Below are 25,583 nucleotides of genomic sequence, written 5' to 3'. Positions count from 1 at the left end.
ATACATCTGGTGACTGATACACCGCCATCGCAGGCAAGCCAGCTCCCACATTTTTGAGCCTATTCCAAATCAGGCGATGTCGCGAAGCTCGCGCCGCAAGATCTTGCCCACCGGCGTCATCGGCAACGACTCACGCAACACAATGTGCTTGGGCACCTTGTAGCCAGTGAAGTTGGCCTTGCAGTAGGTCTTCAGCTCTTCAAGGCTCACGCCTTGGGCACGGGCCACCACAAACAGCTTCACCGCCTCGCCGGTACGCTCGTCCGGTACGCCGATCACTGCGCAGCTGGCCACCGCTGGATGCGCCATCACCACGTCTTCGATCTCGTTGGGGTACACGTTGAAGCCCGAGACGATGATCAAATCCTTCTTGCGATCAACGATGCGCACAAAGCCGTCCGGGTCGATCACCGCGATATCGCCGGTCTTGAGCCAGCCTTCGGCGTCCAGGGTCTCGGCGGTCGCCACCGGTTGCTGCCAGTAGCCTTTCATCACTTGCGGGCCCTTGATGCACAACTCGCCCCGCTCACCCAGCGGCAACTCCACGCCGTTGTCGTCGATGACTTTCATCGCCGTGCCCGGTACCGGAATGCCTACGGTACCCAGCTTCGATTTGCCGCCATAGGGGTTGGTGCTGGCCACCGGTGAGGTTTCGGTGAGGCCGTAGCCTTCACCAATCGCACAGCCGGTCAGTTGCTGCCAGCGCTCGGCCGTCGCCTTGACCAACGCGGTACCGCCGGAGTTGGTGAGCTTGAGGTGGGAGAAGTCCAGGGTCTTGAAATCCGGATGGTCCATCAACGCCACAAACAGCGTGTTGAGCCCCAGAATCCCGGTGAAGCGCCACTTTTTCAGCTCCTTGATAAAGCCGCCAATGTCCCGGGGATTGGTGATCAGCACGTTGTGGTTGCCGGACACCATCATGCACATGCAATTCGCGGTGAAGGCATAGATGTGGTACAGCGGCAGCGGCGCGACCATCACCTCCTGCCCTTCCTTGATCAGCGGATGGCCGTCGTCCCCCAGTTGCGACATGCACGCCCGCACTTGCTGCATGTTGGCCACCAGGTTGCCGTGGGTGAGCATGGCGCCCTTGGCCAGGCCGGTGGTGCCGCCGGTGTATTGCAGCACGGCGATGTCGTCCAGGGTCACCGGGTGGCGGATGAGCGCCTGGCCGGCGCCCATGTGCAGGGCACGCTTGAACGAGATGGCCTGGGGCAGATTATAGGTCGGGACCATCTTCTTGACCTTGTCGACCACGGTGTTGATCAGCCAGCCCTTGGCGGCGGGCATGAAGTCGCCCATTTTCGCTTCGATCAGGTACTCGATCTCGGTGTCTTTGCTGACTTCTTCAACCCGCGAGCCGAACAGATTGAGGTACACCAATGCACGAATGCCGGCGTCCTTGAACTGGTGACGCATCTCCCGCGGGGTGTACAGAGGGTTGGTGTTGACCACGATCAGCCCGGCACGCAGGGCGCCGAACACGGCAATCGGATAATGCAGGACGTTGGGCATCTGCACCGCAATGCGGTCACCCGGCTTGAGGTCGGTGTGCCCTTGCAGGTAACCGGCGAACGCGGCACTGCGCCGGTCCAGCTCGGCGTACGTCAGAGTGATCCCCATGTTGCTGAACGCCGGACGATCGGCAAAGGTCTTGCAGGAACGCTCGAAGACTTCGATCACCGACTTGTAGGCGCTCAGGTCGATCTCGCTGGGCACCCCGGCCGCGCGTTTGTCATTCCAGAAATCAGGTTGCATTATTCTTGTCCTCTTACCTGAGTGGTCCGGCCGCTTTTGATTGCAATGAAAGCGGAGCTTTGGGGACGTTAGCAGCTATGGTCAATCAGGCAAATACAACAAGATGCGTCATTGATTGTGTGAATCTCCCCGCCAAGGCCAGCACTGATCCAGCGGCCCGAGGCGATTGAGCGATACACTGCAACGACCCTGAGCAAAGGAAGCGCCATGAACCACACCACTTTCTGGCTGACCGCGAATGACCGCAGTCGGGTGTACGTCAACCAATGGCTACCCGACGGGCCGCCCAAGGCGCTGATCATGCTGGCCCACGGCATGGCCGAGCACAGTGGCCGCTATGGGCGCCTGGCCCAGGCGTTGTGTGACGCCGGTTACGGCCTGTACGCCCCCGACCAGCGCGGCCACGGGCGTACCGCCGACGAGGGCACCCTGGGGCTGTTCGCCGAGAAAGACGGCTGGAACAAAGTGGTGGGTGACCTGGCGAGCCTCAATCAGCACATCGGCCAGCAGGCGCCGGGCGTGCCGATCATCCTGCTGGGGCATAGCATGGGCAGCTACATCGCCCAGGCGTACCTGCTGCACCACAGCGCCAGCCTCAATGGGGCGATTCTCAGCGGCTCGAACTTCCAGCCGGTGGCGCTGTACGGCGCGGCCAAGGTGATTGCCCACGTCGAACGCCTGCGCCAGGGCTTGCGGGGGCGCAGCGCGTTGATTGATTTCCTGTCATTTGGATCGTTTAACAAAGCGTTTAAACCCAATCGCACCGCTTTCGACTGGCTCAGCCGCGACCCCGCGGAGGTCGACAAGTACGTCAACGACCCGCTCTGCGGCTTTCGCTGCACCAACCAGCTGTGGATCGACCTGCTCGGCGGCTTGCAGCAAATCAGCAAAGCGTCCAATCTCGCTCAGATCGATCCGGGCCTGCCGATCCTGATAATGGGTGGAGAATGTGATCCGGTCAGTGAAGGCAAGCGTCTCAAAAGTCTGGCCAACGCGTTTCGCGAAGCCGGCTGCCAGAATCTGGAGCTGAGCATTTATCCGCAGGCGCGCCACGAATTATTCAACGAAACCAACCGTGATGCGGTCACAGCCGATGTGCTGACGTGGCTGGCCCAGGCAGCAGTACTGCGCCGCCCTACTCGCTGCGAATGATTTTTCGTTTAAAATCAATACATTAAGATTATCGATTAGCCACAGGATGCAGCATCTGATGACCCAGGTTACCAACACGCCTTACGAAGCCCTCGAAGTCGGCCAGACCGCCAGCTACAGCAAGACCGTCGAAGAACGCGATATCCAGTTGTTCGCAGCGATGTCCGGCGACCACAACCCGGTGCACCTGGACGCCGAATTCGCCAAGGCGACTATGTTCAAGGAGCGCATTGCCCACGGCATGTTCAGCGGCGCCCTGATCAGCGCAGCGGTGGCGTGCGAGTTGCCCGGGCCCGGCACGATCTATATCGGCCAGCAAATGACCTTCCAGAAGCCGGTCAAAATCGGCGACACCCTGACCGTGCGTCTGGAAATCCTGGAGAAGCTGCCGAAATTTCGCGTGCGCATCGCCACCCGCGTGTTCAACCAGCGCGATGAGTTGGTGGTGGACGGTGAGGCTGAGATCCTCGCGCCGCGCAAGCAGCAGACCGTGACCTTGACCGAATTGCCGGCCATCAGCATCGGCTGAATAATCGCCCATGAAAAAGCCCCGCATCTGCGGGGCTTTTTTTATTCAGGCGGGGCTCAAGATTGAGCGCGAGCCTGGTTACGCAGGGCTTTCACCTGGTCGTGGTTGCGTTGCGCGCCGTGGAACTGGCGCTCCACCAGGTCACGAATCCCCAGCAGGTTGTGCTTGTTGATCTTCTCGATCGCTTCTTTGTAAGCCTTCAGTGCGTGGTCTTCACCGCGCTCGGCTTCGTTCAGTACAGCCTCTTCGTCTTTACCGGTAACCATCGACTTCACGTCGACCCAGCCACGGTGCAAGGCACCGGCGACGCTACCGGATTTTTCCGGATCGCCACCCAGGGCTTTAACGGCAGTCTGCAGTTCGGCAGCGGCGGTGGCGCAATCAGCGGAACGCTTGGCAAACAGAGCTTTGAGCTCTGGATGCTTGATGTCTTCTGCGCAGGTCTTGAAGCCTTCCTGGCCGTCCTTGCTGGTCTCGATCAGGTCATTAAGTACGGAGATCGATTCTTTGTTGATATCAGTCATTTTTCAATTCCTTCGCGGGTTAAGAAACGTGTCTTAGTAATTGCAGCGCCCGTGCCAGCTTTTGAAAAACGATTTAATCCTTATATTTCAACAAGTTATAAATTAACCAAAAATCTGTATCCGCTTTATTTGCATGATCTGTCATTTGGCCTCCATGCAGAATGCCTGTATTTTCCAAGGCATCGACTCAAACACCTGAAGTCCCAATGAATCCTGAAAAACTTGAATTGCTGATCACCCGCGAAATGCCCTTCGGCAAGTACAAGGGCCGGATCATCGCTGACCTGCCCGGCCCCTACCTGAACTGGTTTGCCCGTGAAGGCTTCCCCCACGGCGAGCTGGGCGGGTTGCTGGCACTGATGCAGGAAATCGACCACAACGGCTTATCCGAATTGCTGGAGCCCCTACGCGCCAAACACGGCAAGCCTGCCCCTCGTCATTAATAGAGCACGCACATGGACAGTACCCGCGACGAACAACACTGGCACGCCATCGCCCAGCGCTACGACCTGGAGCCCGGCCCGATCAACCTCGAAAACGGTTACTTCGGGCGCATGAGCCGCGCGGTACTGCAGCAGTATCAAGACAACGTCGCCTTCATCAACCGCAGCAACTCGATCCATGTGCGCCAGCGTTTCGAGCAGGGCGAGAACGTCGAGATCCGTAACCAGTTGGCGCAATTGATGGACGCCGACCCTGAAGCCATCGCCCTCACCCGTTGCGCCTCGGATGCGTTGCAGTCGCTGATCCGTAACTACAACCGCTTGCAGCCCGGCGACCAGGTGCTGATCAGCGACCTGGAGTACGACACCGTCAAGGGCGCCATGCGCTGGCTGGCGCAGAATCGTGGCGTAGAAGTGATCGAGATTGCCCACGAACACCCGGCCAGTTTCGACAGCCTGGTGCAGACGTACCGCGATGCCTTCGTGCGCTACCCGCGGCTCAAATTGCTGGCACTGACCTACGTCACCCACCGCACCGGGTTGGTAATGCCCGTGGAAGCGATTGCCAGCGCGGCCAAAGAACACGGAATTGATGTGATCCTCGATGGCGCCCATGCGCTGGGGCAGATCGAATTCAACCTGGCACAGTTGGGTATCGCGTTTGCCGGTTTCAACCTGCACAAGTGGATTGGCGCGCCATTGACCCTGGGCTTTATCTACATCGACCCACAGCGCTTGGCGGACATTGATCCGGACATGGGTGAGTTTCACTACCCCATCACCGATGTACGGGCCCGTACGCCGTACAGCACACCGAATTTCCCGGCGTTGATGACCTTGCCGCTGGTGTTCGAGGAGCATCGCTTGTTGGGCGGTTCGAGGGCCAAGGGTGCCCGACTCAACTACCTGCGGGATTTGTGGGTAAGTGAGGTGCGGCAGTTGCCGGGGATTGAAGTGCTGACGCCGGATGATCCACGGCTGTATTGCGCGATCACCTCGTTCAAGTTCACTGATCAGCCGGATCAGCAGGTGATGGCGGATCGGTTGCTCAAGGAATACGACCTCTTCACCACAACCCGCAGCGGGGCCTCGTTCGGCAGTTGTATTCGGGTGACACCAGGCTTTTTGACCTCAGCGGCGGACATTCATGTGCTGATCAAAGCCATCACCGAACTCTGCAAAAACTGATCCGTAGCAGCTGTCGAGCGCCAGCGAGGCTGCGTCAGGCGCGACTCGGTTTTGCGCCTGGCTCGATATCAACGGTGCTGCCAACGCAGCCTCGCTGGCGCTCGACAGCTGCTACGGGGGTCGTGTCCTTGGTTTTCCTCCAGGCAAAAAAAAGCGGCACACCGACCAAGTGCGCCGCAAAAATGCCGTAGAACACAGCAACAACGATTCGGTAAATCCAATCAGTCCAGCAGGGCCAGCGCCTCGGCGGTGGTTTCCTGGATGCGCGCCCAGTCGCCGTTCTTGACCCACTCTGGGTCCAGCATCCAGCTACCGCCCACGCACATCACATTCTTCAAAGCCATGTAGCTCTTGATGTTGGCCGGGCCTACGCCGCCAGTCGGGCAGAATTTCACTTCGCCAAACGGGCCGCCCAAGGCCTTGATCGCCGCCACGCCACCGCTCACCTCAGCCGGGAACAGTTTGAAGCGGCGATAACCCAGGCCATAACCTTCCATGATCCCGGAGGCATTGCTGATGCCCGGCAACAGCGGAATCGAGCTGTGTACCGAGGCTTCCAGCAGGTCACGGGTAATCCCGGGGGTGACGATAAATTGCGAACCGGCCACTTCGGCCGCTTCCAGCATATGGCGATCCAGCACGGTACCGGCACCGGTGCACAGCTCCGGACGCTGCTCACGCAGCACCTGGATGGCCTTGAGGCCGAACTGCGAACGCAGGGTCACTTCCAGTGCGGTCAAACCACCGGCAGCCAGGGCATCGGCCAGCGGCAGAATGTCCTGTTCACGGGCAATGGTGATCACCGGCAGGATCCGCGCCTTGGCGCAGAGGCTGTCGATCAAGGCAACTTTGTCCGCCATGGAAACGGTAGGTTGAGGGCTGTTCATCGCGGCTGATCCTTGGCTCATGGGCACCAGTAAATCTCTAAAGTAGGTTGCAAAAACGCGCGTATCGGCATGGCAGCAACGTCGTCACTGGCCAGCGCGGCGCTCAAGGTGGTCAATTTCGAGCTACCGGAAATCGACAGCACGGTGTAGTGGGCGGTAGCCAGCAACGCGCGACTCATGGTCAGGCGCTGGTGCGGCACGGTCGGTGCCAGCATAGGCCAGCAACGACGGCTGCCATCGGGCTTCAGCGCTTCAGCCAGGTTCGGGCTGTTGGGGAACAGCGATGCAGTGTGGCCGTCGTCGCCCATGCCCAGCACCAGCACGTCAATCGCCGGCAACTCGGCCAACAGGCGATCGGCCTGCTCGGCAGCGTCATCAAGGGTGGCGGCCACGCTGTACAGGCTCAGGAACTTCGCCTTGGCCGCCGGGCCTTGCAGCAAATACTTCTTCAACAGGCCGGCATTGCTGTCGGCATGTTCCACCGGCACCCAGCGCTCGTCGGCCAGGGTGATGGTCACCTTGGACCAGTCCAGGCCTTGCTTGGCGAGGTTCTGGAAGAACGCCACCGGGCTGCGGCCACCGGATACCACCAGGGTCGCTGCGCCACGGGCACTGATGGCCGCGCGCAGTTGTTCGGCCACGTCATTGGCCAAGCCATCGGCCAGCAGCACCGGGTTGCGGTACTCATGGGCCGTCACGCCCTGAGGCAGTTTCAAATCAGATATCGCCATACCAAGACCTCCCGTCCCGCGTGATCAGTGCAATCGAGCTCATCGGCCCCCAGGACCCCGCCGCGTACGGCTTGGGCGCATCACCGGATTTTTTCCACCCGGCGATCAACTGGTCACACCACTTCCACGCGGCTTCGATTTCATCTTTGCGTACAAACAGGTTCTGGTTGCCACGCATGACTTCAAGTAACAACCGCTCGTAGGCATCGGGAATCCGCGCACTGCGATAGGTATCAGAAAAATTCAGTTGCAGTGGCCCGCTGCGCAGTTGCATGCCCTTGTCCAGGCCCTGCTCCTTGGTCATCACTCGCAAGGAAATCCCTTCGTCCGGTTGCAGGCGGATGATCAGTTTGTTGCTGATCTGCAAGCGCTGCTCGGGGGCGAAGATGTAGTGGGACGGTTCCTTGAAGTGGATGACGATCTGCGACAGCTTTTGCGGCATGCGCTTGCCGGTGCGCAGGTAGAACGGCACCCCGGCCCAACGCCAGTTACGGATATCGGCCCGCAGCGCGACGAAGGTTTCGGTGTCGCTCTGGGTGTTGGAATTCTCTTCTTCCAGGTAACCCGGCACCGGCTTGCCGGCGCTGTAGCCGGCGATGTATTGGCCGCGCACCACCTGGGTGGTGAGGCCGTCCGGGCTGATGGGCGCCAGGGCCTTGAGCACCTTGACCTTCTCGTCACGAATACTGTCGGCAGACAGGTCGGCCGGCGGGTCCATGGCGATCAGGCACAGCAGCTGCAGCAGGTGGTTCTGGATCATGTCCCGCAGTTGCCCGGCCTTGTCGAAATAGCCCCAGCGACCTTCGATGCCTACCTGCTCGGCCACGGTGATTTCCACGTGGGAGATGTAGTTCTGGTTCCACTGGGTTTCAAACAGGCTGTTGGCAAATCGCAGGGCGATCAGGTTCTGGACGGTTTCTTTGCCCAGGTAGTGGTCGATGCGGTAGGTGCGGTTTTCCGGGAAAAACTGCGCCACGGCGTCGTTGACCTTGCGCGAGGAATCCAGGTCCGAGCCGATGGGTTTTTCCAGGACGACCCGGGTGTTTTCCGCCAGGCCGACCTTGGACAGGTTCTCGCAGATCGCGCCATACACCGCCGCCGGGGTGGCGAAGTAGGCAATCAGGCGTTGTTCAGTGCCGGCGTTCTCTGCCAGGGCGACGTAGTCGTCGGCCTTCAGGAAGTCGACGTGCAGGTACGTCAGGCGGGCCAGGAAGCGCTGGGCGACGGTTTCGTCCAGTTCTTTGCCAACGTAGCTACGCAATTCTTTTTCGATGTGGGCCAGGTGCTGTTGCTCGGAACCGGCCTCACGGGCCAGGGCCAGGATGCGTGTGTCTTCGTGCAGGAGGCCGGCGCCATCGAGTTGATAGAGGGCAGGAAATAACTTGCGCAGCGCCAGATCACCCAAGGCGCCAAACAGGGCAAAGGTGCAGGGTTCTACGGTTATCGAAGGCATGATGTTTGTTCTTTTATCAAGTTAAGCTACAAATACCTTTTTTTAAGGCATCACTCAAGGAAAAATGTAGTAATAACCACAACATTTTCCCGAAAAACGTATTCCGAGTGGTGGTGTTCAACTACCCTCAGTAGGATAGGCCACCGCAAAGGGCCGCTCGTCGATTGGTTGACGACCCTTATTTGCATCGTCGCCCTAAGGAAACATGAATGGACCGCGTGCGAAATCTACTGGAACAGATCCAGAAACGCCTCGATGAACTGAACAAGGCTGAACGTAAAGTCGCTGAGGTCATCCTGCTCAACCCGCAGCAGGCGACCCGCTTCTCTATCGCCGCCCTCGCCCAGGCCGCTTCGGTCAGCGAACCTACGGTGAACCGCTTTTGCCGCTCGTTCGGCGTGAGTGGTTACCCTGAACTCAAATTGCAGCTGGCGCAAAGCCTGGCCAGTGGCGCGGCGTATGTCAGCCGCGCAGTGGAGGCCGATGATAACCCGGAGGCCTACACCCAGAAGATCTTCGGCAGTGCCATCGCGTCCCTCGACAGCGCCTGCCAGGCCCTGGACCCGAACCTGATCAGCAAGGCCGTCGACCTGCTGATCCAGGCCCGGCAGATCCACTTCTTTGGCCTGGGTGCTTCGGCGCCGGTGGCCATGGATGCCCTGCACAAGTTTTTCCGTTTCAACCTGTCGGTCACGGCCCATGCCGATGTGCTGATGCAGCGGATGATCGCCTCGGTGGCCCACACCGGGGAATTGTTCGTGATCATTTCCTACACCGGGCGCACCCGTGAATTGGTGGAAGTGGCGCGTATTGCGCGGGAGAACGGCGCCTCGGTGCTGGGGGTGACCGCCGAGAACTCGCCGCTGGCCAAGGTCAGCACGGTGAGCCTGAACATTCCGTTGCCGGAAGACACCGACATCTATATGCCAATGACCTCGCGGATCATTCAGTTGACAGTGCTGGACGTGCTGGCGACGGGCATGACCTTGCGTCGCGGGGTGGATTTCCAGCCTCATTTGCGCAAGATCAAAGAGAGCTTGAACGACAGCCGGTATCCGGTTGGGGATGAGTTTAACTAAGCTCGAATTTCTGCCTGCAGTACCGCCGCCATCGCGGGCAAGCCCGCTCCCACATTTGGAATGCATTCCCCTGTGGGAGCCGGGCTTGCCCGCGATGAGGCCATCAGCAACACCACTAAACCCCCGCCCTCGCCTGCAAACTCAAATGCGCCCTCTCCCCCGGCGCAAGGCTCGCGGCAGCCATCGCCGACTCCACACACACAAACCCCGAAGCCTCGTTGAAGCTCACCCCCAGCAACGGCCGGGTCCCTGGGTGCCACACCACCGTGTCGGCACTCTCACCGGTATCGATGCACAGCTCGCGCTGCCAGGCGTGGTCCTTGAGGTGCAATTCGCCCTCGTGCTGGAACACTCGCTGACAACCGCCATCCACCCGCAACTCGCCTTCCTGCTGGCACGCCTGGCGATTGAGCTGGTCGTAGCCTTGCGCGCCATCCAGCCCAGACAGCGCTACCTCACCCACGTTGCCAATCCGCCAATAGGCATGCAAAGCATGGCTCAGTTGGCACGGCAGCTCATCCTGGTGCTCGGTGGCCAGACGCAGTTCCAAGGTTTCCCCCAGGTGCGCATGCAGATCGACCTGCCAATCACATAACTGCAATTGCCAGTGCAAACGCACGCCGTCGTCGTCGGTGCTGCTGTCCAGCAGCTTCCAGTCGATCAGCCGCGCCCAACCATGGGATGGCCAGGCGTTTTCGCTGGGATGGCGGCCATACCACGGCCAACACACCGGCACGCCGCCACGAATGGCGCCGACCTGCGGCCACTTGGCAGCGCACCACAGCCAAGGCTTCTGGCCCGTGGGCTGAAAGTGCAGCAATTGCGCGCCCTGACGACTGAACACCGCTTGGCAGAGCGGGTGATCAATCACCAACACATCGCGCATCTGGAAGCGTTCCCACGCGAATACCGGCCGCTCGCGCAGGGATTTGAAAAAGCGTTGCAGCGGATGCTCATGCATGTGCCACGGTCCTGAATATCTTTGTAGGCGCTGGCTTGCCTGCGATGGCATCGCCTCGGTGTGCCAGATACACCGCGGGGCTCGCATCGCAGGCAAGCCAGCTCCCACACAAAAAAAAGCGGATAGCCATGGCTACCCGCAAAATGCGCACAGAGAGAAGGAGCTTATCGCAACAACGTTAGAACGTAGACTGAATTTTCAGGCCCGCTACCACCGCGTTGTCGACTTGTTTCACACCACCTGGGTTGGCGATGTACTGCAGGTTAGGACGCACGGTCAGCCAGTTGGTGACGTGGAAGCCGTAGTTGAGTTCGACGTTGTACTCCGTGTTACGCAGCGGTGCGTAACCCGATTGGTCGTAATCCGTGAAACCGCCGGCCGCGTTGAGCAACTCAGCGTTTTTCTTCACGTCACTGTTGGCATGGATACGGGATACACCGATACCCACGTCATCTTTTGTACGTGCGTCGAATGGACCTTTATACACAAGCATCAGCGACTGGTAGTTGTCGACCAGGTTGGTGTCTTTGTCGTGGAAGGTGACGTTGGCCGCAATGTTCAAGCCGCGGGACGCATCGCCATTGTGGGTGGTGAGTTGCTGTTGCAGAACGCCCCAGTAACCGCTTTTGCTGCTGCGAACGCGGAAGGCTGCGCCCGTGGTGCCAGCATCGTTACCGTTGACGTCTTCACGTACGTCGGTAGCGTCAGCGGTGCTCTTGTAGTAACCCACACGGTATTCGCCCGGCAGGCCATTGACCTTCGGCGACCAGACCAATTCAACCGGCAATACGGTGCCCTTGGTGCCGCTGCCGCTGAGTTTGAAGCCGTTGCCGTGCTCCAGTTGCGACGGGTTCTGGTTGTACGCACCGATTTGCGCATACAGCTCAGGCGTGATGTTGTACTTCACGCGGATAGCCGCCTGGCTGACTGGCCAGTTGTACCAGGTGTTTACATAGTTACCGACCTGCGAGCCACAGAACGACAGGTTCTGGAAGTCGCACGGGAAGGTGTTGAAGTCTTCGCCTTCACCGAAGTAACCGAGTTTCACGTCCAGCTTGTTGTCGAACATCTGGTGCTGAATCCAGAACTGGGTCAGACGCACCATGTGGCCTCGGCCGTCGACTTCTTGAGACGAACTCAAGGTGCCGGCACGCGGGTCACCAATACGGTCGTTGGAGATGTTTGCGCCATTACGATTGGTCAACTGGATCTTGGCCTGGGTGTTATCCCAACCCCACAGCTTTTGCAGGTCCAGTGCCACGCCCAGACCGAACTGGTCAGCGTAACGGGCAGTTTTGTCGTTGTTGTAGCCACCGCTGAGGTTGCCACCGACTTCACCGACGTAATCCGCCTTGATGTCGATACCTTGCTCGATCAGCTTGGTACGCTCGCCGCCCCAATCGCCGGTCATCCACTTGGAATCGGCGCTGAACGCGTCGTCCGCCATCGCATTGGCGGACAGTACCAGGGCGGCTGCTGCTGACAGTTGGCAGATCAGCCGGGTGTTGTTGTGGTGCTTTTTCATCCCTACATCCTCGTCTTTATTGTTATTAACTGTTTTTATCTAACGCGGTTTACTTCTTTGTGAGAGCAGGACTCTCACAAAAGCCCCTACACATCATTTGAAACTTCAGCGTCCCTTGAATTGAGCGACGTTGTCCGCACGGTCCTGTGCCGGCAACGAAGCGGCAGTGCCCAGGCGCTCGCCGGTCTTGGCGTCGAACAGCAACACCTTCGCCGGGTCGAACTGCAAGGTCAGGGTCTCGCCCACTTGCGGCGCCACATCGGGCGCCAGGCGGCAGCAGACCTTGGTGTCATTGATTTGCACGAACACCAGGGTGTCCGGACCGGTCGGCTCGGTGACTTGCACTTCAGCCCGAATGGTCGGCGCGCCGGTGGCTTCAGCGGCGGCCAGTACGATCTGCTCCGGGCGCAGGCCCAGGATCACTTCGCGGTCTTCAAGACCGGCATCGTTCATGTTCAACGGCAACTCACAGCGGGCCTGGCCGCTGTCCAGCAACGCCACCAGGCGGCCGTCCTTGCGTTGCAGGCGCAGTGGAATGAAGTTCATCGGCGGCGAACCGATGAAGCTCGCCACGAACAGATTGGCCGGGTCGTTGTAGATCTCTTTCGGCGTGCCGAACTGCTGGATGATGCCGTCCTTCATCACCGCCACTTTGTCGCCCAGGGTCATCGCCTCGATCTGATCGTGGGTGACGTAGACGGTGGTGGTTTTCAGACGCTGGTGCATCAGCTTCATTTCAGTACGCATCTCGACCCGCAGCTTGGCGTCGAGGTTGGACAGTGGTTCGTCGAACAGGTAGATCTTCGGACGACGCGCCAGTGCACGGCCCATGGCCACACGCTGTTGCTGGCCGCCGGAGAGCTGGCCCGGCTTGCGATTGAGCAGGTGCTCGATCTGCAGCAGCTTGGCCACTCGCGCCACTTCTTCGTCGATCGCCGCCTGAGGCATCTTGCGAATCTTCAGGCCGAATTCGATGTTCTCGCGCACGCTCATGGTCGGGTACAGCGCGTAGGACTGGAACACCATGGCGATGTCACGATCCTTGGGGCTCATGCCGCTGACGTCCTGGTCGCCGATCATGATCGCGCCGCCGGTGATGTTTTCCAGGCCGGCGATGCAGTTCATCAGGGTCGACTTACCGCAACCCGAAGGCCCGACCAGGATCAGGAACTCACCCTCCTTGATCGACAGTTCGATGTTCTTCAGGGTGTCCGGCAGGCCGGTACCGTAGGTCTTGTTTACGTTACGAAGTTCAAGCGTTGCCATGATTACCCCTTGACCGCGCCGGCCGTCAGGCCGCGCACGAAATACTTGCCTGCGACCACATAGACCAGCAGGGTCGGCAGCCCGGCGATCATCGCCGCCGCCATATCAACGTTATATTCCTTAACCCCGGTGCTGGTGTTGACCAGGTTGTTCAGCGCCACCGTGATGGGCTGCGAATCGCCGCTGGAGAACACCACGCCGAACAGGAAGTCGTTCCAGATCTGCGTGAACTGCCAGATCAGACACACCATGATGATGGGTGTCGACATCGGCAGGATGATCAGGCGGAAGATCGTGAAGAACCCCGCGCCATCCAGGCGTGCCGCTTTCACCAGTGCATCGGGAATGCTGACGTAGTAGTTACGGAAGAACAGTGTAGTAAAGGCCAGTCCGTAGACGATGTGCACAAACACCAGGCCCGTGGTGGTACTGGCCAGGCCCATCTTGCCGAGCGTGAACGAGGCTGGCAGCAGCACGGTCTGGAACGGCAGGAAGCAGCCGAACAGCAACAGGCCGAAGAACAACTGCGAACCGCGGAAACGCCACATCGACAGCACGTAGCCGTTCAGCGCACCGATGGCGGTGGAGATCAGTACCGCCGGAACGGTGATCTTGATCGAGTTCCAGAAGTAGCCGTCAACCGTGGCCCAGGCTTTCACCCAGCCAATGCCGGTGATCACGGTGGGCCAGCTCAGCAGGTTGCCGGTGCTGATGTCTTCCGGGGTCTTGAAGCTGGTCAGCAACATGACCACCAACGGCACCAGGTAAAGCAGGACAGCGAGGATCAGCACCGCGTAGATCGCGACGCGGCTCAGGCTGATGGCAGGTTTGCCGGCGAGACTAGTCATTACGCTTGGTCCTTAGCTCGGAGTACAGGTAAGGCACGATGATTGCGAGAATCGCACCGAGCATCAGAATCGCACTGGCCGAGCCCATGCCCATCTGGCCGCGGCTGAAGGTGAAGGAGTACATGAACATCGCCGGCAGGTCGGAGGAGTAACCCGGACCACCCGCAGTCATTGCCGCCACCAGGTCGAAACTCTTGATCGCGATGTGCGCCAGGATCATTACCGCACTGAAGAACACCGGGCGCAGGCTGGGCAGCACTACTTTCCAGTAGATGCGCGGCATGCTCGCGCCGTCGATCTGCGCGGCACGGATGATCGATTGATCAACACCGCGCAGGCCGGCGAGGAACATCGCCATGATGAAGCCCGAGGCCTGCCACACAGCGGCGATCACCAGGCAATACACCACACGGTCCGGGTCGATCAGCCAGTCGAGGCGAAAGCCTTCCCAGCCCCAGTCACGCAGCAATTTGTCCAGGCCCATGCCCGGGTTGAGCAGCCATTTCCAGGCCGTACCGGTGACGATCATCGAGAGCGCCATCGGGTACAGGTAAATGGTGCGGATAAAACCTTCGCGACGGATTTTCTGGTCGAGGAAAATCGCCAGAGTCACACCGATCACCAGGGTGATGCCGATGAACATGCCACCGAACACCGCCAGGTTCTTGCTCGCGACCCACCAGCGGTCGTTGTCGAACAAGCGCACGTATTGCGCCAGGCCTACAAACTTGTAGGTCGGCAGGAAAGTCGAGTTAGTGAACGACAGCACGAACGTCCACAGGATGTAGCCATAGAAGCCCACCAGAACGATGAACATGCTCGGCGCCAGCACCAGTTTGGGTAGCCAGCGCTGCAGTGCATCGAACGGCGAGGCTTTGCTGAACACAGCAACAGAACTCATGGGAAAATCCAGTACAGGGAAAAGGACTACAGGAACATGCCTTGTGGGGGTTAGGGGTCCCCCCACAAGGCCATTCGGTACTAACCGTTACTTGGCCGACTTGATCGCCGCCGCGAGTTTCTTCGCGGTATCGGCAGGGTCAGCTTTCGGGTCGTTGATGTAGTTGGTCACGACATCAAAGAACGCGCCTTGCACCGCCAGCGTGGTTGCCATGTTGTGGGCCATGCTCGGTTGCAGGCCGCCAGTCTTGGCATCCGCCAGGAAGTCCTTGGCAGCAGTCTGGGCGCAGGAGTCAAAGCCGTATTTGCCCATGTCTTGCAACATGTCGATACGAACCGGGATCGAGCCCTTGTTGATGCTGAAGACTTTCTGGAAGTTTTCGCTCAGCACGACCTTGGCGATGTCCTGCTGACCGGCAGCAGTGCCTTTGTCTTTCTGCTTGAAGGCTGCGAGGGAGTCGATGTTGTAGGTGAAGGCCTTGTCGGTGCCCGGGAAGGCTACGCACTCGTAGTCTTTGCCGGCGACTTTCTTGGCGGCGGTCCATTCACTCTTGGCCCAGTCACCCATGATCTGCATGCCGGCCTTGCCGTTGATGACTTTGGCGGCTTCGAGGTTCCAGTCCTGGCCCTTGCCGTCGGCATCCATGTAGGTCGCGACTTTCTTCAGCTCGGTCAGGGACTTGATCATTTCAGGGCCGGTCAGGGCTTTTTCGTCGAGGTCCACCAGGGCTTTCTTGTAACCGTCAGCCCCCATGACCGAGAGCACGACCGCTTCGAATACAGTGCTGTCCTGCCAAGGCTGGCCACCGTGGGCGAGCGGAATGAAGCCCGCGGCCTTGAGCTTGTCGCCCGCTGCGTAGAATTCTTCGAGGGTGGTCGGGTTCTTGGTGATACCGGCTTTCTTGAAGACTTCCGGGTTGATCCACAGCCAGTTGACGCGGTGAATGTTCACCGGCACGGCCACGTAGTTACCTTCGTACTTCACGGTATCGGAGACTTTCTTGTCCAGCAGGCTGTCCCACTTCTCTTCTTTGGCGGGTTCCTTCAGGACGTCGGTGTCGAGCAGCCCGGTGGACGCCCATTCCTGGATGTCGGGGCCTTTGATCTGAGCCATGCCAGGCGGGTTGCCAGCAACGGCGCGGCTTTTCAGGACGGTCATGGCAGTCGAACCACCACCGCCGGCGACGGCACCGTCTTTCCAGGTGAAACCGTCTTTTTCAACTTGGGCCTTCAGGACATCTACTGCCGCTTTCTCGCCACCCGAGGTCCACCAATGCACAACTTCAACCGTCCCTTTCGAGTCGGCGGCAAAAGCACTGAGGGGAAACAACGAGGCAACGGAAATAGCTACGGCGAGGCGACTGATCGCTTTCATCTGAGTACCTTTTTTCTTGTTGTTATGCATGCAAGTCGGTGCTTGCGCTGCAAACGAGTTTAAACAGGGATTTTTCAGGTGCAGGTAACAAAGGGACGCCAAAATGTCACCACTTGGTGACATAACGCCCGGCGGCCACGGCACTGGCCATGCTCGGTGACAAGGGTAGACCCGGCAACAAGACAGACTGCCAAGCGTGGTAGAGGTCCGGCTTGCCCCCCCAGATCTTGCTGCTGGGCTGGTTTTTCGGGCTCAGTTCGTGGTGCCAGCTGCCGTGGGTTCGGTCAATGAAATGGCTTTCACAGAACTCCCAGAAGCGCCGGTACCAGGTTTCGTAATGCAGTTCGCCCGTGCGCTTGAGCAGCGCCTGGGCAGCGGCGCTGGCTTCGCAATGGGTCCAGTGCAGGCGCTCGCGCACCACGGGGCGCTGGCTCCAGTCGAGGGTGTAGACAATGCCCGGGGCGCCGTCGACGGCCCAGGCATATTCGCAGGCGCTGGCGAACAGGCCCTTGGCATCGGTGACCAGCCACTCAGGGGTGGCGAGCCCGGCATCCAGGCGCGCGGCCTCAAGGTGCAACACCAGCCGCGCCCATTCGAAGCCGTGGCCGGGGGTGATACCGTAGGGGCGAAAACCATCGGCCGGGTTGTCTTCGTTGTAACCGCGCAGGGGTTGCCAGTGGCTGTCGAAATGCTCGATGACCATGTCCCTGTTTTCCGCCGCATGGGTATGAATAATTCGTTCGACGATGCGCAGCGCGCGGTCCAGCCAACGGGTTTCACCGGTGACATCGGCCAGGGCCAGGAACGCTTCGGTGGCGTGCATGTTGCTGTTGGCGCCGCGATAGGCTTCTACACCACTCCAGTCCTGGGCAAAGGACTCGAGCATCGCGCCCTCCTCTTCACTCCAGAAATACTGGTCGATGATGTGGGTCGCGTCGTTGAGCAAGGTTTGTGCGCCGGGCGCGCCGGCCACTACCGCGGAGCTGGCGGCCAGGGCGACAAAGGCGTGCAGATAGGCGGCCTTGCCGGTGTTGCCATCGCTGGCATTGGGCGTGGCGAACCAACCGCCATGCCGGGCATCGCGCAGCGGGCCGCTGAGGGCCGCAACCCCGTGCTCCACCAGGTCGGCATAACCGGGCAGGCCCTGGCCATGGGCCATGGCGAAGCTGTGGGTCATGCGGGCGGTGTTCATGGTTTCGGCGACGGCATCGGGCGGCAAAACACCGTGATCGTCGAGATTGCCGAAGCCTTCAGACAGTTTGGAAGCCTTGGCGAATGACAGCAGGCGCTGGCCTTCAGTGGCAAGCCAGGCGTGATGGGCAGGAGCGTTCAGCCAACTACTGGCAGGCAGTGGTTGCGTGGTCATGATTAGCCCTTTTTATTATGTGCGGGATGACGGGAGTCTAAACAAGGGCGGGGCGAGGGCAAGTAACGAAGGAGGTAGGAAATGTCACAGGATGGTGACATTGATTGTGCTAGGGCCTGCAGGCGTCATGTTTAATGACGCCTGCAGCGCCTCACATCACTGCTGCCCGAGTGGGGTGATCCGGGCTGGCTGGTTGATCTGCTGCTGCAGGTTCTGCACCTGGCTTTGCAAGGCAGTGACGTTACGCGTGGTCTGGATGCGGAACACGTCGAACTCCTTGGTGGACGGACCGTCGGAAGCCGCAGCGCGGTTGTCCAGTTCGCTCTTGAGGACCACAAGGTCCTGCTCCAGGCGGGCGATGGCGGCCGTGGGGTTGCCCTGTTTTTTCAGGGCTGCGACGTCGGCGGAGAGGTCCTTGAACTCGGCATCCCGGGACTTGAGGGCAGCCACCGCCTCCGTCAGCGCCTGGACCTGCCCTTGCAGTTGCGCGTTGGCACTGGACAGTTGGGTCGTGCTGGCGGTCATTTGCTCCAGGCGCTTGTCCAGGTCAGTGGCCTGGCCGGCCACGCCCAACTGCTGCTTGCCCTGCTCCAGCAACTGGGTCTCCAGCTGCTTGATTTGCAGCTTCAGGGCTTCGCTACCGTTGTTCACGTTGGCTTCGCTGGCCACCACCTTGCCGGAAATATCCTGCAGGCGCCCCGCCGCTTCCTCGCTGATGCGCGCGAAGCTTTCCTGGGTGGCCACCAGTTGCTGGCCCATCAGGGAAATCTGCTGGAAGCTCCACCAGGCAAGGCCGGCAAAGGCAAACAGCAACGCACCGACCAGTGCCCACAACGGCCCGGTGCTGGCGCTCTTGACCTTGACGACAGGCGCTGGCCGGGAGCGCACGGACGTGGCCGGCGTAGGCTCGAAATCATCGTCGTCCGAGGTGTCCGCCCGCAGGCTGGGAACGTTGTCAAAGTCGTCGTTAGCATCGTTACGCATGAATCAACCTTAAATCCTTTGAGGTGGCATATGGATAGCCAAGCGCCGGAGTATAAACCTCCGGCTGCCGCACTGATCGACCGGGGTTCGCCCATTCGGTTCCCGGTGTGTTGCCGGTTATTTAAGCCCTGCGTCCTGAGCCTTCCACCAACTGCAGAACTCATCAAGGGCCGCCCACAGGCTGACCTTGGGCTGGTAGTCGAGATAATGCCGTGCCCGGGTGATGTCGAGGGTGAAATCTTTGTTCATGACCTGCACGCCCAGCCGTGACAACGACGGTTCCGGGCGCCCCGGCCACATGGCACAGAAGGCTTCGTTGAGCGCTGCGACACTGTAGGACAAGCCGTAGGACCGGTAACGGGTGACCTGGGGCATGTCCATTTGACGCATCACATAGTTCACCACATCCCACACCGGCACCGGGGCGCCGTTGCTGATGTTGTAGGCCTTGCCCAACGCTGAACCCGTCGCCAGCAAACCGCTGAGCAACGCTTCATTGAGGTTGTGCACGCTGGTGAAATCCACCTTGTTCAGGCCATCCCCGACAATCGCCAGGCGGTTCTTGCGCTGCATCTTCAACAGGCGCGGGAAGATACTCATGTCGCCGGCACCGGTGACAAAACGCGGGCGCAGGGCCAGCACTTCCAGGCCAAACTCCTGGGCGCCAAACACCTTTTGCTCCGCCAGGTACTTGGTGGCCGCATACGGGTGCTTGAAACGCTTGGGCACTTGTTCTTCGGTCAACCCCAGGTGGTCGCGGCCATCGAAATAGATCGACGGCGACGACAGGTGCACCAGGCGCCCCACCCGCTGCTTGAGGCAGGCCTCCACCACGTTTTCGGTAACCAGCACATTGCCCTGGTGGAAGTCCTGATAGCGCCCCCACAGCCCCACGGCCCCGGCGCAATGCACCACGGCCTCGACGTCGCGGCACAACTCGCGCACCAGGTCCGGATCATTCAAATCACCCTGGATAAACTCGGCGCCGCGCCGTACCAGGTGCTCCACACCTTCGGCCCGCCGCCCGTTGACCCGCACGTCCAGGCCCTGCTCCAGGGCGAAACGCGCAAAACGCCCGCCAATGAAGCCGCTTGCGCCGGTGACCAGAATTTTCATGACTTACTCCGCATTCTTTCGTTTTTCATCGCTGTTGCCTTGACGCTGGCCATCACGCCAACGGCACCAACCATTGCCCCGTTGTGTGTGCCAGATGATCCGTCAGCAGACCCAGCAATTGTCCACCACTGCGCCAATGATGCCAGTACAGAGGCACATCGATCGGCTTATCTGGCAATAACTCCACCAGCACGCCTCTTTCCAGTTGATCGCGCACCTGCAATTCGGGCACCAGGCCCCAGCCCAATCCAGCTTCCGTCAGGCGGATAAAACCTTCGGACGAGGGGCATAAATGGTGTTCGAAACCACCGTCGACACCCAGGGATGCCAGGTAGCGATGCTGCAGAAAATCATCCGGGCCAAACACCAGCGCCGGAGTGCGGGCCAGTTGATCGGCGCGTACGCCATCGGGAAAGTGCCGTGCGACAAACGCCGGGCTGGCCAGCGCCCGATAGCGCATGGCACCGAGCAACAGGCTGCGGGCACCGGCCACCGGGCGTTCGCTGGCGCAGATACACGCCGCCACTTCGCCGGCACGCATGCGTTTGAGGCCGACGGTCTGGTCTTCTACGACCAAATCCAGCAGCAGGTGTTGCTCGGCGCAGAAGTCGCTGACGGCCTCGGCCCACCAGGTGGCGAGGCTGTCGGCATTCAAGGCGATGCGCAGGCGCTCGGGCATGCCCTCTTCATCCAGCGCGGGCACCTGGCTTTGCAGGTCGCGCTCCAACAGCCGCACCTGTTGCACGTGGTTGAGCAAACGGCGGCCGATTTCGGTGGGCGTCGGCGGCGTGGCGCGTACCAGCACCGGCTGGCCGACCCGCGCTTCCAGCAGCTTGATGCGCTGGGAGATCGCCGACTGGGAGATTCCCAGCACCTGGGCGCCCCGCTCAAAGCCAGCCTGTTCCACCACCGCTGCCAGGGCGGAAAGCAATTTATAGTCGAACATCAGTTTTCCTAATGAGCGATCAGCAATATTGGTTTTTCTTATACAGCCTTGGACGGGAGAATAGCCAGCATCGCTTCTTCTTATTCAAGGACCTTCCACATGGCTGGCGAAACCGCCCTGGCAACCCTGCTGCGCAGCATGAGCCCACAGCTTAATGACGGTGACTACGTGTTCTGTACCCTGGCCGACGGCCGCATCCCCGAGGGTTGCGACGTGATCGGCAGCTTCCGCGAGCAGGAAGGCCTGACGCTGATCGTCGAGCGCCAGCAGGCCGAACGGGCCGGGCTGGCCTTCGACTACGTGGCAGCGTGGATCACCCTCAACGTGCATTCGGCCCTGGAAGCGGTGGGTCTGACCGCCGCGTTTGCCACGGCCCTGGGCAAGGCCGGGATCAGTTGCAACGTGATTGCCGGCTACTACCACGATCACCTGTTTGTTGGCCGCGCCGATGCCGAGCGCGCCATGGCGGTGTTGCGGCAATTGGCGGCGGACGCGGAGTAAATCCTATGTGGCAAAGCTATATGAACGGCCTGCTGGTAGCCTTCGGTTTGATCATGGCCATCGGCACCCAGAACGCGTTTGTGCTGGCGCAGAGCCTGCGGCGCGAACATCACCTGCCCGTGGCGGCGTTATGCGTGGTGTGCGATGCAATCTTGGTGGCCGCCGGTGTGTTCGGCCTGGCGACCGTGCTGGCGCATAACCCGATATTGCTGGCGGTTGCCCGTTGGGGCGGTGCGGCGTTCCTGTTGTGGTACGGCACCCTCGCCTTGCGCCGGGCCTGCTCGAAGCAGAGCCTGGACCAGGGTGAGAACCTCAAGGTGCGCTCGCTGAAGGCGGTGATGCTCAGCGCCCTGGCAGTGACCTTGCTCAATCCTCACGTGTATCTGGATACCGTGCTGTTGATCGGCTCCCTCGGTGCCCAGCAGACCGAACCCGGCGCCTATGTGGCCGGTGCCGCCAGCGCTTCATTCCTGTGGTTCATGACCCTGGCCCTGGGCGCCGCATGGCTGGCACCGTGGCTGGCGCGCCCCGCCACCTGGCGAATTCTGGACCTGCTGGTGGCGGCCATGATGTTCAGCGTGGCCTATCAATTAATCAGCGCCGCATAAACTTTTTTCAACAGAAGCCAAAACCCTCTGGAACCTCTATCCCACACAGTTGTTGCGTGGTTTTGCCGCACCCCCGGTGCTATGATCCAGCCCCTGCGCCGCAAAGAGTACAAACTCCCCGGCGCTTGTTTGGCCGCCCGTGATCGGCCTTGCGCTCACCGCAACTGACCTGATTAGGAGAATCATCATGGCTTTCGAATTGCCGCCGCTGCCCTACGCACACGATGCCCTGCAGCCGCACATTTCCAAGGAAACCTTGGAATATCACCACGACAAGCACCACAACACCTATGTCGTGAACCTGAACAACCTGGTGCCCGGCACCGAGTTCGAAGGCAAGACCCTGGAAGAAATCGTCAAGTCTTCTTCGGGCGGCATCTTCAACAACGCCGCTCAGGTCTGGAACCACACGTTCTACTGGAACTGCCTGGCGCCAAACGCCGGCGGCCAACCTACCGGCGCGCTGGCTGAAGCCATCAACGCTGCGTTCGGTTCGTTCGACAAGTTCAAGGAAGAGTTCACCAAGACTTCCGTCGGCACCTTCGGTTCCGGTTGGGGCTGGCTGGTGAAAAAGGCTGACGGTTCCCTGGCCCTGGCCAGCACCATCGGCGCCGGCAACCCGCTGACCAGCGGCGACACCCCGCTGCTGACCTGCGACGTCTGGGAACACGCTTACTACATCGACTACCGCAACGTGCGTCCAAAGTATGTGGAAGCGTTCTGGAACCTGGTCAACTGGAAGTTCGTGGCTGAGCAGTTCGAAGGCAAAACCTTCACCGCTTAAGCAACGCTTGCAGTAGAAAAAGCCCGGCAATTGCCGGGCTTTTTTGTGGCTGATGCAAAAGCGTAATGCAGGCCCCGTGGAACCCAAGGAGATGAACTGGCCACCCACCAAGTGAGAGAAATAACTCTCTCATTTCTAGTAGGAGAGTGCGCAATGGATCCGTTAACGATGGGAATGTCTGCCGTGTCATCACTCATGCCGCTGGCAGAAAAAGGCATGGATTTGCTGGGGAAGCTCCTGGATTCACAAAATCAGGGTGCCGATAACGGGCAGGGAAAAATCGGCGAAGATGTCCACCAGCAATCATCCGCGCAGATTACTTTCAGCTGATAAAACTCTCGACAATCTCTCGCGAGCTCTCAAAAAGGCATTTGCCTTCGCTCCCCCGCGCGGTGCAAGAGGACGGCGGACAGGATCCGCCTTCCTCCTTCCCGGCCTTCACTTGTTAGTATTCACGTTCTTCGGGCCCAATGTTCCTTTGACTGCCTTCACGGGATTGCCAATACTCATGGCATATTGAGGCTACCCGCATGGAACAAGGAATACCCCTTTGAAGCTGGAACTCAAAAACAGCTTGTCGGTGAAGTTGCTACGGGTGGTGCTGCTTTCGGCATTGGCAGTGGGCGTGGTGCTGAGCGCGGCGCAGATCGTCTTTGATGCCTATAAGACGCGCCAGGCCGTGGCCGGTGATGCCCAGCGCATCCTCGACATGTTTCGCGACCCGTCGACCCAGGCCGTCTACAGCCTGGACCGGGAGATGGGGATGCAGGTCATCGAAGGTCTGTTTCAGGACGATGCCGTGCGTATGGCCTCCATCGGCCACCCCAACGAAACCATGCTCGCGGAAAAAACCCGCGACCTGCAACAATCCCCAACCCGCTGGCTGACCGACCTGATTCTGGGCCAGGAGCGCACGTTCACCACGCCACTGGTGGGGCGCGGGCCTTATAGCGAGTACTACGGCGACCTGAGCATCACCCTCGACACCGCCACCTATGGCAAAGGGTTTCTCGTCAGTTCGGTGATCATTTTCATCTCCGGGGTGCTGCGGGCCCTGGCCATGGGCTTGGTGTTGTACCTGGTCTATCACTGGCTGCTGACCAAGCCGCTGTCCCGCGTCATCGAGCACCTGAGTTCGATCAACCCCGATCGCCCCAGCGAGCACAAGATTCCGCAGCTCAAGGGCCACGAGAAAAACGAACTGGGGATCTGGATCAGCACCGCCAACCAGTTGCTCGAATCCATCGAGCGCAACACCCACTTGCGCCACGAGGCGGAGAACAGCCTGCTGCGCATGGCCCAGTACGACTTTCTCACCGGCCTGCCGAACCGCCAGAAGTTGCAGGAGCAACTGGACAAGATCCTGACCGACGCCGGCCGCCGGCAGCGCCGTGTCGCAGTGCTGTGTGTGGGGCTGGATGACTTCAAAAGCGTCAACGAGCAGTTCACCTACCAGGCCGGCGATCAATTGCTGCTGGCCCTGGCCGACCGCCTGCGGGCCCACAGCGGCCGCCTTGGCGCCCTCGCCCGCCTGGGTGGCGACCAGTTCGCCCTGGTGCAGGCCGATATCGAGCAACCCTACGAAGCCGCCGAGCTGGCGCAAAGCATCCTCGATGACCTGGAGGCCGAATTCGCCCTCGACCACGAACAGATCCGCCTGCGTGCCACCATCGGCATCACCCTGTTCCCGGAAGACGGCGACAGCACCGAGAAGCTGCTGCAAAAAGCCGAACAGACCATGACCCTGGCCAAGAGCCGTTCGCGCAACCGCTACCAGTTCTATATCGCCAGCGTCGACAGCGAAATGCGCCGCCGCCGCGAGCTGGAAAAGGATTTGCGCGACGCCTTGAGCCGCGAGCAGTTCCACCTGGTGTACCAGCCGCAGATCAGCTATCTCGACCATCGCGTGGTGGGTGTCGAAGCCTTGATTCGCTGGCAGCACCCGGAACATGGCCTGGTGCCGCCTGACCTGTTTATCCCCCTGGCCGAACAGAACGGCACCATCATTGCCATCGGCGAATGGGTGCTGGACCAGGCCTGCCGGCAACTCCGGGAATGGCATGACATAGGCTTCACCGAGCTGCGCATGGCGGTCAACCTGTCCACCGTACAGTTGCACCACGCCGAGCTGCCACGGGTGGTCAACAACCTGCTGCAAATCTACCGCCTGCCGCCCCGCAGCCTGGAGCTGGAAGTTACCGAGACCGGCCTGATGGAAGACATCAGCACCGCCGCCCAGCACCTGCTGAGCCTGCGCCGCTCCGGGGCGTTGATTGCAATTGATGACTTCGGCACCGGCTATTCGTCCCTGAGCTATCTGAAAAGCCTGCCGCTGGACAAGATCAAGATCGACAAGAGCTTCGTCCAGGACCTGCTGGATGACGACGACGACGCGACCATCGTGCGGGCGATCATCCAGCTCGGCAAAAGCCTCGGCATGCAGGTGATCGCCGAAGGTGTGGAGACCGCCGAACAGGAGGCCTACATCATCTCCGAGGGTTGCCACGAAGGTCAGGGCTACCACTACAGCAAACCCCTGCCGGCACGGGAGTTGGCGGCCTACTTGAAACAGGCCCAACGCAATAACGCCGCCATTCTCTGAAGCAATGCTGGCCAGCGGTGCCGCACGCGCCGATGGCCAGCAAATCGATACTAAATA

Annotated in this window: 25 protein-coding genes; 10 read left to right on the top strand and 15 right to left on the bottom strand. The window is 60.2% G+C overall.

Going from position 1 to position 25,583, the window contains the following annotated elements:
- Nucleotides 1-69: 69 nt before the first annotated feature.
- Nucleotides 70-1,758, bottom strand: coding sequence for a long-chain-fatty-acid--CoA ligase FadD2 (gene fadD2, locus JFU58_RS07880; protein WP_177025684.1), 1,689 nt, complete (start codon nucleotides 1,756-1,758; stop codon nucleotides 70-72).
- Nucleotides 1,759-1,965: 207 nt separating this feature from the next.
- Between fadD2 and JFU58_RS07875 the strand changes: the two genes are divergently transcribed.
- Nucleotides 1,966-2,910, top strand: a complete 945-nt coding sequence (locus tag JFU58_RS07875; protein WP_201140185.1) for an alpha/beta hydrolase — start codon at nucleotides 1,966-1,968, stop codon at nucleotides 2,908-2,910.
- Nucleotides 2,911-2,968: 58 nt separating this feature from the next.
- A complete protein-coding gene (locus JFU58_RS07870) occupies nucleotides 2,969-3,439 on the top strand; it encodes a MaoC family dehydratase (RefSeq protein WP_003213034.1) in 471 nt (156 codons plus the stop codon).
- A gap of 56 nt (nucleotides 3,440-3,495) precedes the next feature.
- Here the strand turns inward: JFU58_RS07870 and JFU58_RS07865 are convergent, their stop codons facing one another.
- Nucleotides 3,496-3,963, bottom strand: coding sequence for a ferritin-like domain-containing protein (locus JFU58_RS07865; RefSeq protein ID WP_017475745.1), 468 nt, complete (start codon nucleotides 3,961-3,963; stop codon nucleotides 3,496-3,498).
- A 206-nt stretch (nucleotides 3,964-4,169) separates the two neighbouring features.
- On the opposite strand from JFU58_RS07865, the gene JFU58_RS07860 reads away from it, so the two are divergent.
- Together JFU58_RS07860 and JFU58_RS07855 are read left to right on the top strand one after the other, a co-directional pair.
- A complete protein-coding gene (locus tag JFU58_RS07860) occupies nucleotides 4,170-4,406 on the top strand; it encodes a DUF3820 family protein (protein ID WP_003213031.1) in 237 nt (78 codons plus the stop codon).
- Nucleotides 4,407-4,418: 12 nt separating this feature from the next.
- On the top strand, nucleotides 4,419-5,594 hold the full coding sequence (locus JFU58_RS07855) for an aminotransferase class V-fold PLP-dependent enzyme (protein WP_093206866.1): 1,176 nt from the start codon (nucleotides 4,419-4,421) through the stop codon (nucleotides 5,592-5,594).
- A 221-nt stretch (nucleotides 5,595-5,815) separates the two neighbouring features.
- On the opposite strand, the gene JFU58_RS07850 is transcribed toward JFU58_RS07855, so the two are convergent.
- The 3 genes from JFU58_RS07850 to zwf are packed head-to-tail and all read right to left on the bottom strand — an operon-like array spanning nucleotide 5,816 to nucleotide 8,665.
- The gene (locus tag JFU58_RS07850) at nucleotides 5,816-6,481 is read right to left on the bottom strand and encodes a bifunctional 4-hydroxy-2-oxoglutarate aldolase/2-dehydro-3-deoxy-phosphogluconate aldolase (RefSeq protein ID WP_003213027.1); all 666 of its coding nucleotides are present in this window, start codon (nucleotides 6,479-6,481) and stop codon (nucleotides 5,816-5,818) included.
- Nucleotides 6,482-6,498: 17 nt separating this feature from the next.
- On the bottom strand, nucleotides 6,499-7,212 hold the full coding sequence (pgl, locus tag JFU58_RS07845; protein WP_093206863.1) for a 6-phosphogluconolactonase: 714 nt from the start codon (nucleotides 7,210-7,212) through the stop codon (nucleotides 6,499-6,501).
- The gene (gene zwf, locus JFU58_RS07840) at nucleotides 7,199-8,665 is read right to left on the bottom strand and encodes a glucose-6-phosphate dehydrogenase (protein ID WP_063027707.1); all 1,467 of its coding nucleotides are present in this window, start codon (nucleotides 8,663-8,665) and stop codon (nucleotides 7,199-7,201) included. Before zwf ends, pgl begins: the two co-directional genes overlap by 14 nt.
- Before the next feature lie 218 nt (nucleotides 8,666-8,883).
- On the opposite strand from zwf, the gene JFU58_RS07835 reads away from it, so the two are divergent.
- A complete protein-coding gene (locus JFU58_RS07835; RefSeq protein ID WP_172834605.1) occupies nucleotides 8,884-9,744 on the top strand; it encodes a MurR/RpiR family transcriptional regulator in 861 nt (286 codons plus the stop codon).
- A 115-nt stretch (nucleotides 9,745-9,859) separates the two neighbouring features.
- Here the strand turns inward: JFU58_RS07835 and JFU58_RS07830 are convergent, their stop codons facing one another.
- The 10 genes from JFU58_RS07830 to JFU58_RS07785 form a co-directional block, all read right to left on the bottom strand.
- Complete coding sequence (locus tag JFU58_RS07830) at nucleotides 9,860-10,705, bottom strand: D-hexose-6-phosphate mutarotase (protein ID WP_201140183.1); 846 nt, start codon at nucleotides 10,703-10,705, stop codon at nucleotides 9,860-9,862.
- A 178-nt stretch (nucleotides 10,706-10,883) separates the two neighbouring features.
- The gene (locus JFU58_RS07825) at nucleotides 10,884-12,230 is read right to left on the bottom strand and encodes a carbohydrate porin (RefSeq protein WP_063027703.1); all 1,347 of its coding nucleotides are present in this window, start codon (nucleotides 12,228-12,230) and stop codon (nucleotides 10,884-10,886) included.
- A gap of 105 nt (nucleotides 12,231-12,335) precedes the next feature.
- A complete protein-coding gene (locus JFU58_RS07820; RefSeq protein ID WP_017475738.1) occupies nucleotides 12,336-13,496 on the bottom strand; it encodes an ABC transporter ATP-binding protein in 1,161 nt (386 codons plus the stop codon).
- 2 nt (nucleotides 13,497-13,498) lie between these two features.
- Nucleotides 13,499-14,344, bottom strand: coding sequence for a carbohydrate ABC transporter permease (locus tag JFU58_RS07815; RefSeq protein ID WP_003213012.1), 846 nt, complete (start codon nucleotides 14,342-14,344; stop codon nucleotides 13,499-13,501).
- Nucleotides 14,337-15,245: a carbohydrate ABC transporter permease gene (locus JFU58_RS07810; protein WP_003213011.1), complete on the bottom strand. Its 909-nt coding sequence runs from the start codon at nucleotides 15,243-15,245 to the stop codon at nucleotides 14,337-14,339. The genes JFU58_RS07815 and JFU58_RS07810 overlap by 8 nt, the downstream gene beginning before the upstream one ends.
- Before the next feature lie 87 nt (nucleotides 15,246-15,332).
- Nucleotides 15,333-16,619 (bottom strand): ABC transporter substrate-binding protein, encoded by a 1,287-nt coding sequence (locus JFU58_RS07805; RefSeq protein WP_003213009.1) that lies wholly within the window; start codon nucleotides 16,617-16,619, stop codon nucleotides 15,333-15,335.
- A gap of 106 nt (nucleotides 16,620-16,725) precedes the next feature.
- Entirely contained in the window at nucleotides 16,726-17,985 is a 1,260-nt protein-coding gene (locus tag JFU58_RS07800; RefSeq protein ID WP_201140182.1) for a D-mannose isomerase, read from the bottom strand.
- 156 nt (nucleotides 17,986-18,141) lie between these two features.
- Nucleotides 18,142-18,969, bottom strand: a complete 828-nt coding sequence (locus tag JFU58_RS07795; RefSeq protein ID WP_063027699.1) for a hypothetical protein — start codon at nucleotides 18,967-18,969, stop codon at nucleotides 18,142-18,144.
- A 117-nt stretch (nucleotides 18,970-19,086) separates the two neighbouring features.
- Nucleotides 19,087-20,085: an NAD-dependent epimerase/dehydratase family protein gene (locus JFU58_RS07790; protein ID WP_201140181.1), complete on the bottom strand. Its 999-nt coding sequence runs from the start codon at nucleotides 20,083-20,085 to the stop codon at nucleotides 19,087-19,089.
- Between the two features lie 52 nt (nucleotides 20,086-20,137).
- Nucleotides 20,138-21,031 carry a LysR family transcriptional regulator ArgP gene (locus JFU58_RS07785; RefSeq protein WP_063027695.1) on the bottom strand — a complete coding sequence of 298 codons (894 nt, stop codon included), beginning with the start codon at nucleotides 21,029-21,031 and terminating at the stop codon, nucleotides 20,138-20,140.
- Nucleotides 21,032-21,130: 99 nt separating this feature from the next.
- Here JFU58_RS07785 and JFU58_RS07780 point away from each other — a divergent pair, with 99 nt between their 5' ends.
- From JFU58_RS07780 to JFU58_RS07760, 5 genes are all read left to right on the top strand, one after another.
- Nucleotides 21,131-21,532 carry an ACT domain-containing protein gene (locus tag JFU58_RS07780; protein ID WP_201140180.1) on the top strand — a complete coding sequence of 134 codons (402 nt, stop codon included), beginning with the start codon at nucleotides 21,131-21,133 and terminating at the stop codon, nucleotides 21,530-21,532.
- 5 nt (nucleotides 21,533-21,537) lie between these two features.
- The gene (locus tag JFU58_RS07775) at nucleotides 21,538-22,140 is read left to right on the top strand and encodes a LysE/ArgO family amino acid transporter (RefSeq protein ID WP_201140179.1); all 603 of its coding nucleotides are present in this window, start codon (nucleotides 21,538-21,540) and stop codon (nucleotides 22,138-22,140) included.
- A 187-nt stretch (nucleotides 22,141-22,327) separates the two neighbouring features.
- A complete protein-coding gene (locus tag JFU58_RS07770) occupies nucleotides 22,328-22,924 on the top strand; it encodes a superoxide dismutase (RefSeq protein WP_003212997.1) in 597 nt (198 codons plus the stop codon).
- Nucleotides 22,925-23,077: 153 nt separating this feature from the next.
- Nucleotides 23,078-23,254: a hypothetical protein gene (locus tag JFU58_RS07765; protein WP_167410150.1), complete on the top strand. Its 177-nt coding sequence runs from the start codon at nucleotides 23,078-23,080 to the stop codon at nucleotides 23,252-23,254.
- Between the two features lie 220 nt (nucleotides 23,255-23,474).
- A complete protein-coding gene (locus JFU58_RS07760) occupies nucleotides 23,475-25,526 on the top strand; it encodes a putative bifunctional diguanylate cyclase/phosphodiesterase (RefSeq protein ID WP_063027689.1) in 2,052 nt (683 codons plus the stop codon).
- The last annotated feature ends 57 nt before the right edge of the window (nucleotides 25,527-25,583 follow it).

It is taken from the genome of Pseudomonas sp. TH34 (assembly GCF_016650865.1).
Lineage (GTDB): Bacteria > Pseudomonadota > Gammaproteobacteria > Pseudomonadales > Pseudomonadaceae > Aquipseudomonas > Aquipseudomonas yamanorum.
The sequence above is the reverse complement of the archived record's forward strand: the minus strand, read 5'-3'. Positions and strand labels throughout refer to the sequence as shown.

Coding starts and splice junctions, on each gene's coding strand:
- JFU58_RS07775 (WP_201140179.1), top strand. CDS start 21,538: ATGTGGCAAAGCTATATGAACGGCCTGCTGGTAGCCTTCGGTTTGATC.
- JFU58_RS07765 (WP_167410150.1), top strand. CDS start 23,078: ATGGATCCGTTAACGATGGGAATGTCTGCCGTGTCATCACTCATGCCG.
- JFU58_RS07780 (WP_201140180.1), top strand. CDS start 21,131: ATGGCTGGCGAAACCGCCCTGGCAACCCTGCTGCGCAGCATGAGCCCA.
- JFU58_RS07810 (WP_003213011.1), bottom strand. CDS start 15,245: ATGAGTTCTGTTGCTGTGTTCAGCAAAGCCTCGCCGTTCGATGCACTG.
- JFU58_RS07860 (WP_003213031.1), top strand. CDS start 4,170: ATGAATCCTGAAAAACTTGAATTGCTGATCACCCGCGAAATGCCCTTC.
- fadD2 (WP_177025684.1), bottom strand. CDS start 1,758: ATGCAACCTGATTTCTGGAATGACAAACGCGCGGCCGGGGTGCCCAGC.
- JFU58_RS07825 (WP_063027703.1), bottom strand. CDS start 12,230: ATGAAAAAGCACCACAACAACACCCGGCTGATCTGCCAACTGTCAGCA.
- JFU58_RS07800 (WP_201140182.1), bottom strand. CDS start 17,985: ATGACCACGCAACCACTGCCTGCCAGTAGTTGGCTGAACGCTCCTGCC.
- JFU58_RS07815 (WP_003213012.1), bottom strand. CDS start 14,344: ATGACTAGTCTCGCCGGCAAACCTGCCATCAGCCTGAGCCGCGTCGCG.
- JFU58_RS07790 (WP_201140181.1), bottom strand. CDS start 20,085: ATGAAAATTCTGGTCACCGGCGCAAGCGGCTTCATTGGCGGGCGTTTT.
- JFU58_RS07795 (WP_063027699.1), bottom strand. CDS start 18,969: ATGCGTAACGATGCTAACGACGACTTTGACAACGTTCCCAGCCTGCGG.
- JFU58_RS07770 (WP_003212997.1), top strand. CDS start 22,328: ATGGCTTTCGAATTGCCGCCGCTGCCCTACGCACACGATGCCCTGCAG.
- zwf (WP_063027707.1), bottom strand. CDS start 8,665: ATGCCTTCGATAACCGTAGAACCCTGCACCTTTGCCCTGTTTGGCGCC.
- pgl (WP_093206863.1), bottom strand. CDS start 7,212: ATGGCGATATCTGATTTGAAACTGCCTCAGGGCGTGACGGCCCATGAG.
- JFU58_RS07785 (WP_063027695.1), bottom strand. CDS start 21,031: ATGTTCGACTATAAATTGCTTTCCGCCCTGGCAGCGGTGGTGGAACAG.
- JFU58_RS07870 (WP_003213034.1), top strand. CDS start 2,969: ATGACCCAGGTTACCAACACGCCTTACGAAGCCCTCGAAGTCGGCCAG.
- JFU58_RS07875 (WP_201140185.1), top strand. CDS start 1,966: ATGAACCACACCACTTTCTGGCTGACCGCGAATGACCGCAGTCGGGTG.
- JFU58_RS07850 (WP_003213027.1), bottom strand. CDS start 6,481: ATGAACAGCCCTCAACCTACCGTTTCCATGGCGGACAAAGTTGCCTTG.
- JFU58_RS07820 (WP_017475738.1), bottom strand. CDS start 13,496: ATGGCAACGCTTGAACTTCGTAACGTAAACAAGACCTACGGTACCGGC.
- JFU58_RS07865 (WP_017475745.1), bottom strand. CDS start 3,963: ATGACTGATATCAACAAAGAATCGATCTCCGTACTTAATGACCTGATC.
- JFU58_RS07805 (WP_003213009.1), bottom strand. CDS start 16,619: ATGAAAGCGATCAGTCGCCTCGCCGTAGCTATTTCCGTTGCCTCGTTG.
- JFU58_RS07830 (WP_201140183.1), bottom strand. CDS start 10,705: ATGCATGAGCATCCGCTGCAACGCTTTTTCAAATCCCTGCGCGAGCGG.
- JFU58_RS07855 (WP_093206866.1), top strand. CDS start 4,419: ATGGACAGTACCCGCGACGAACAACACTGGCACGCCATCGCCCAGCGC.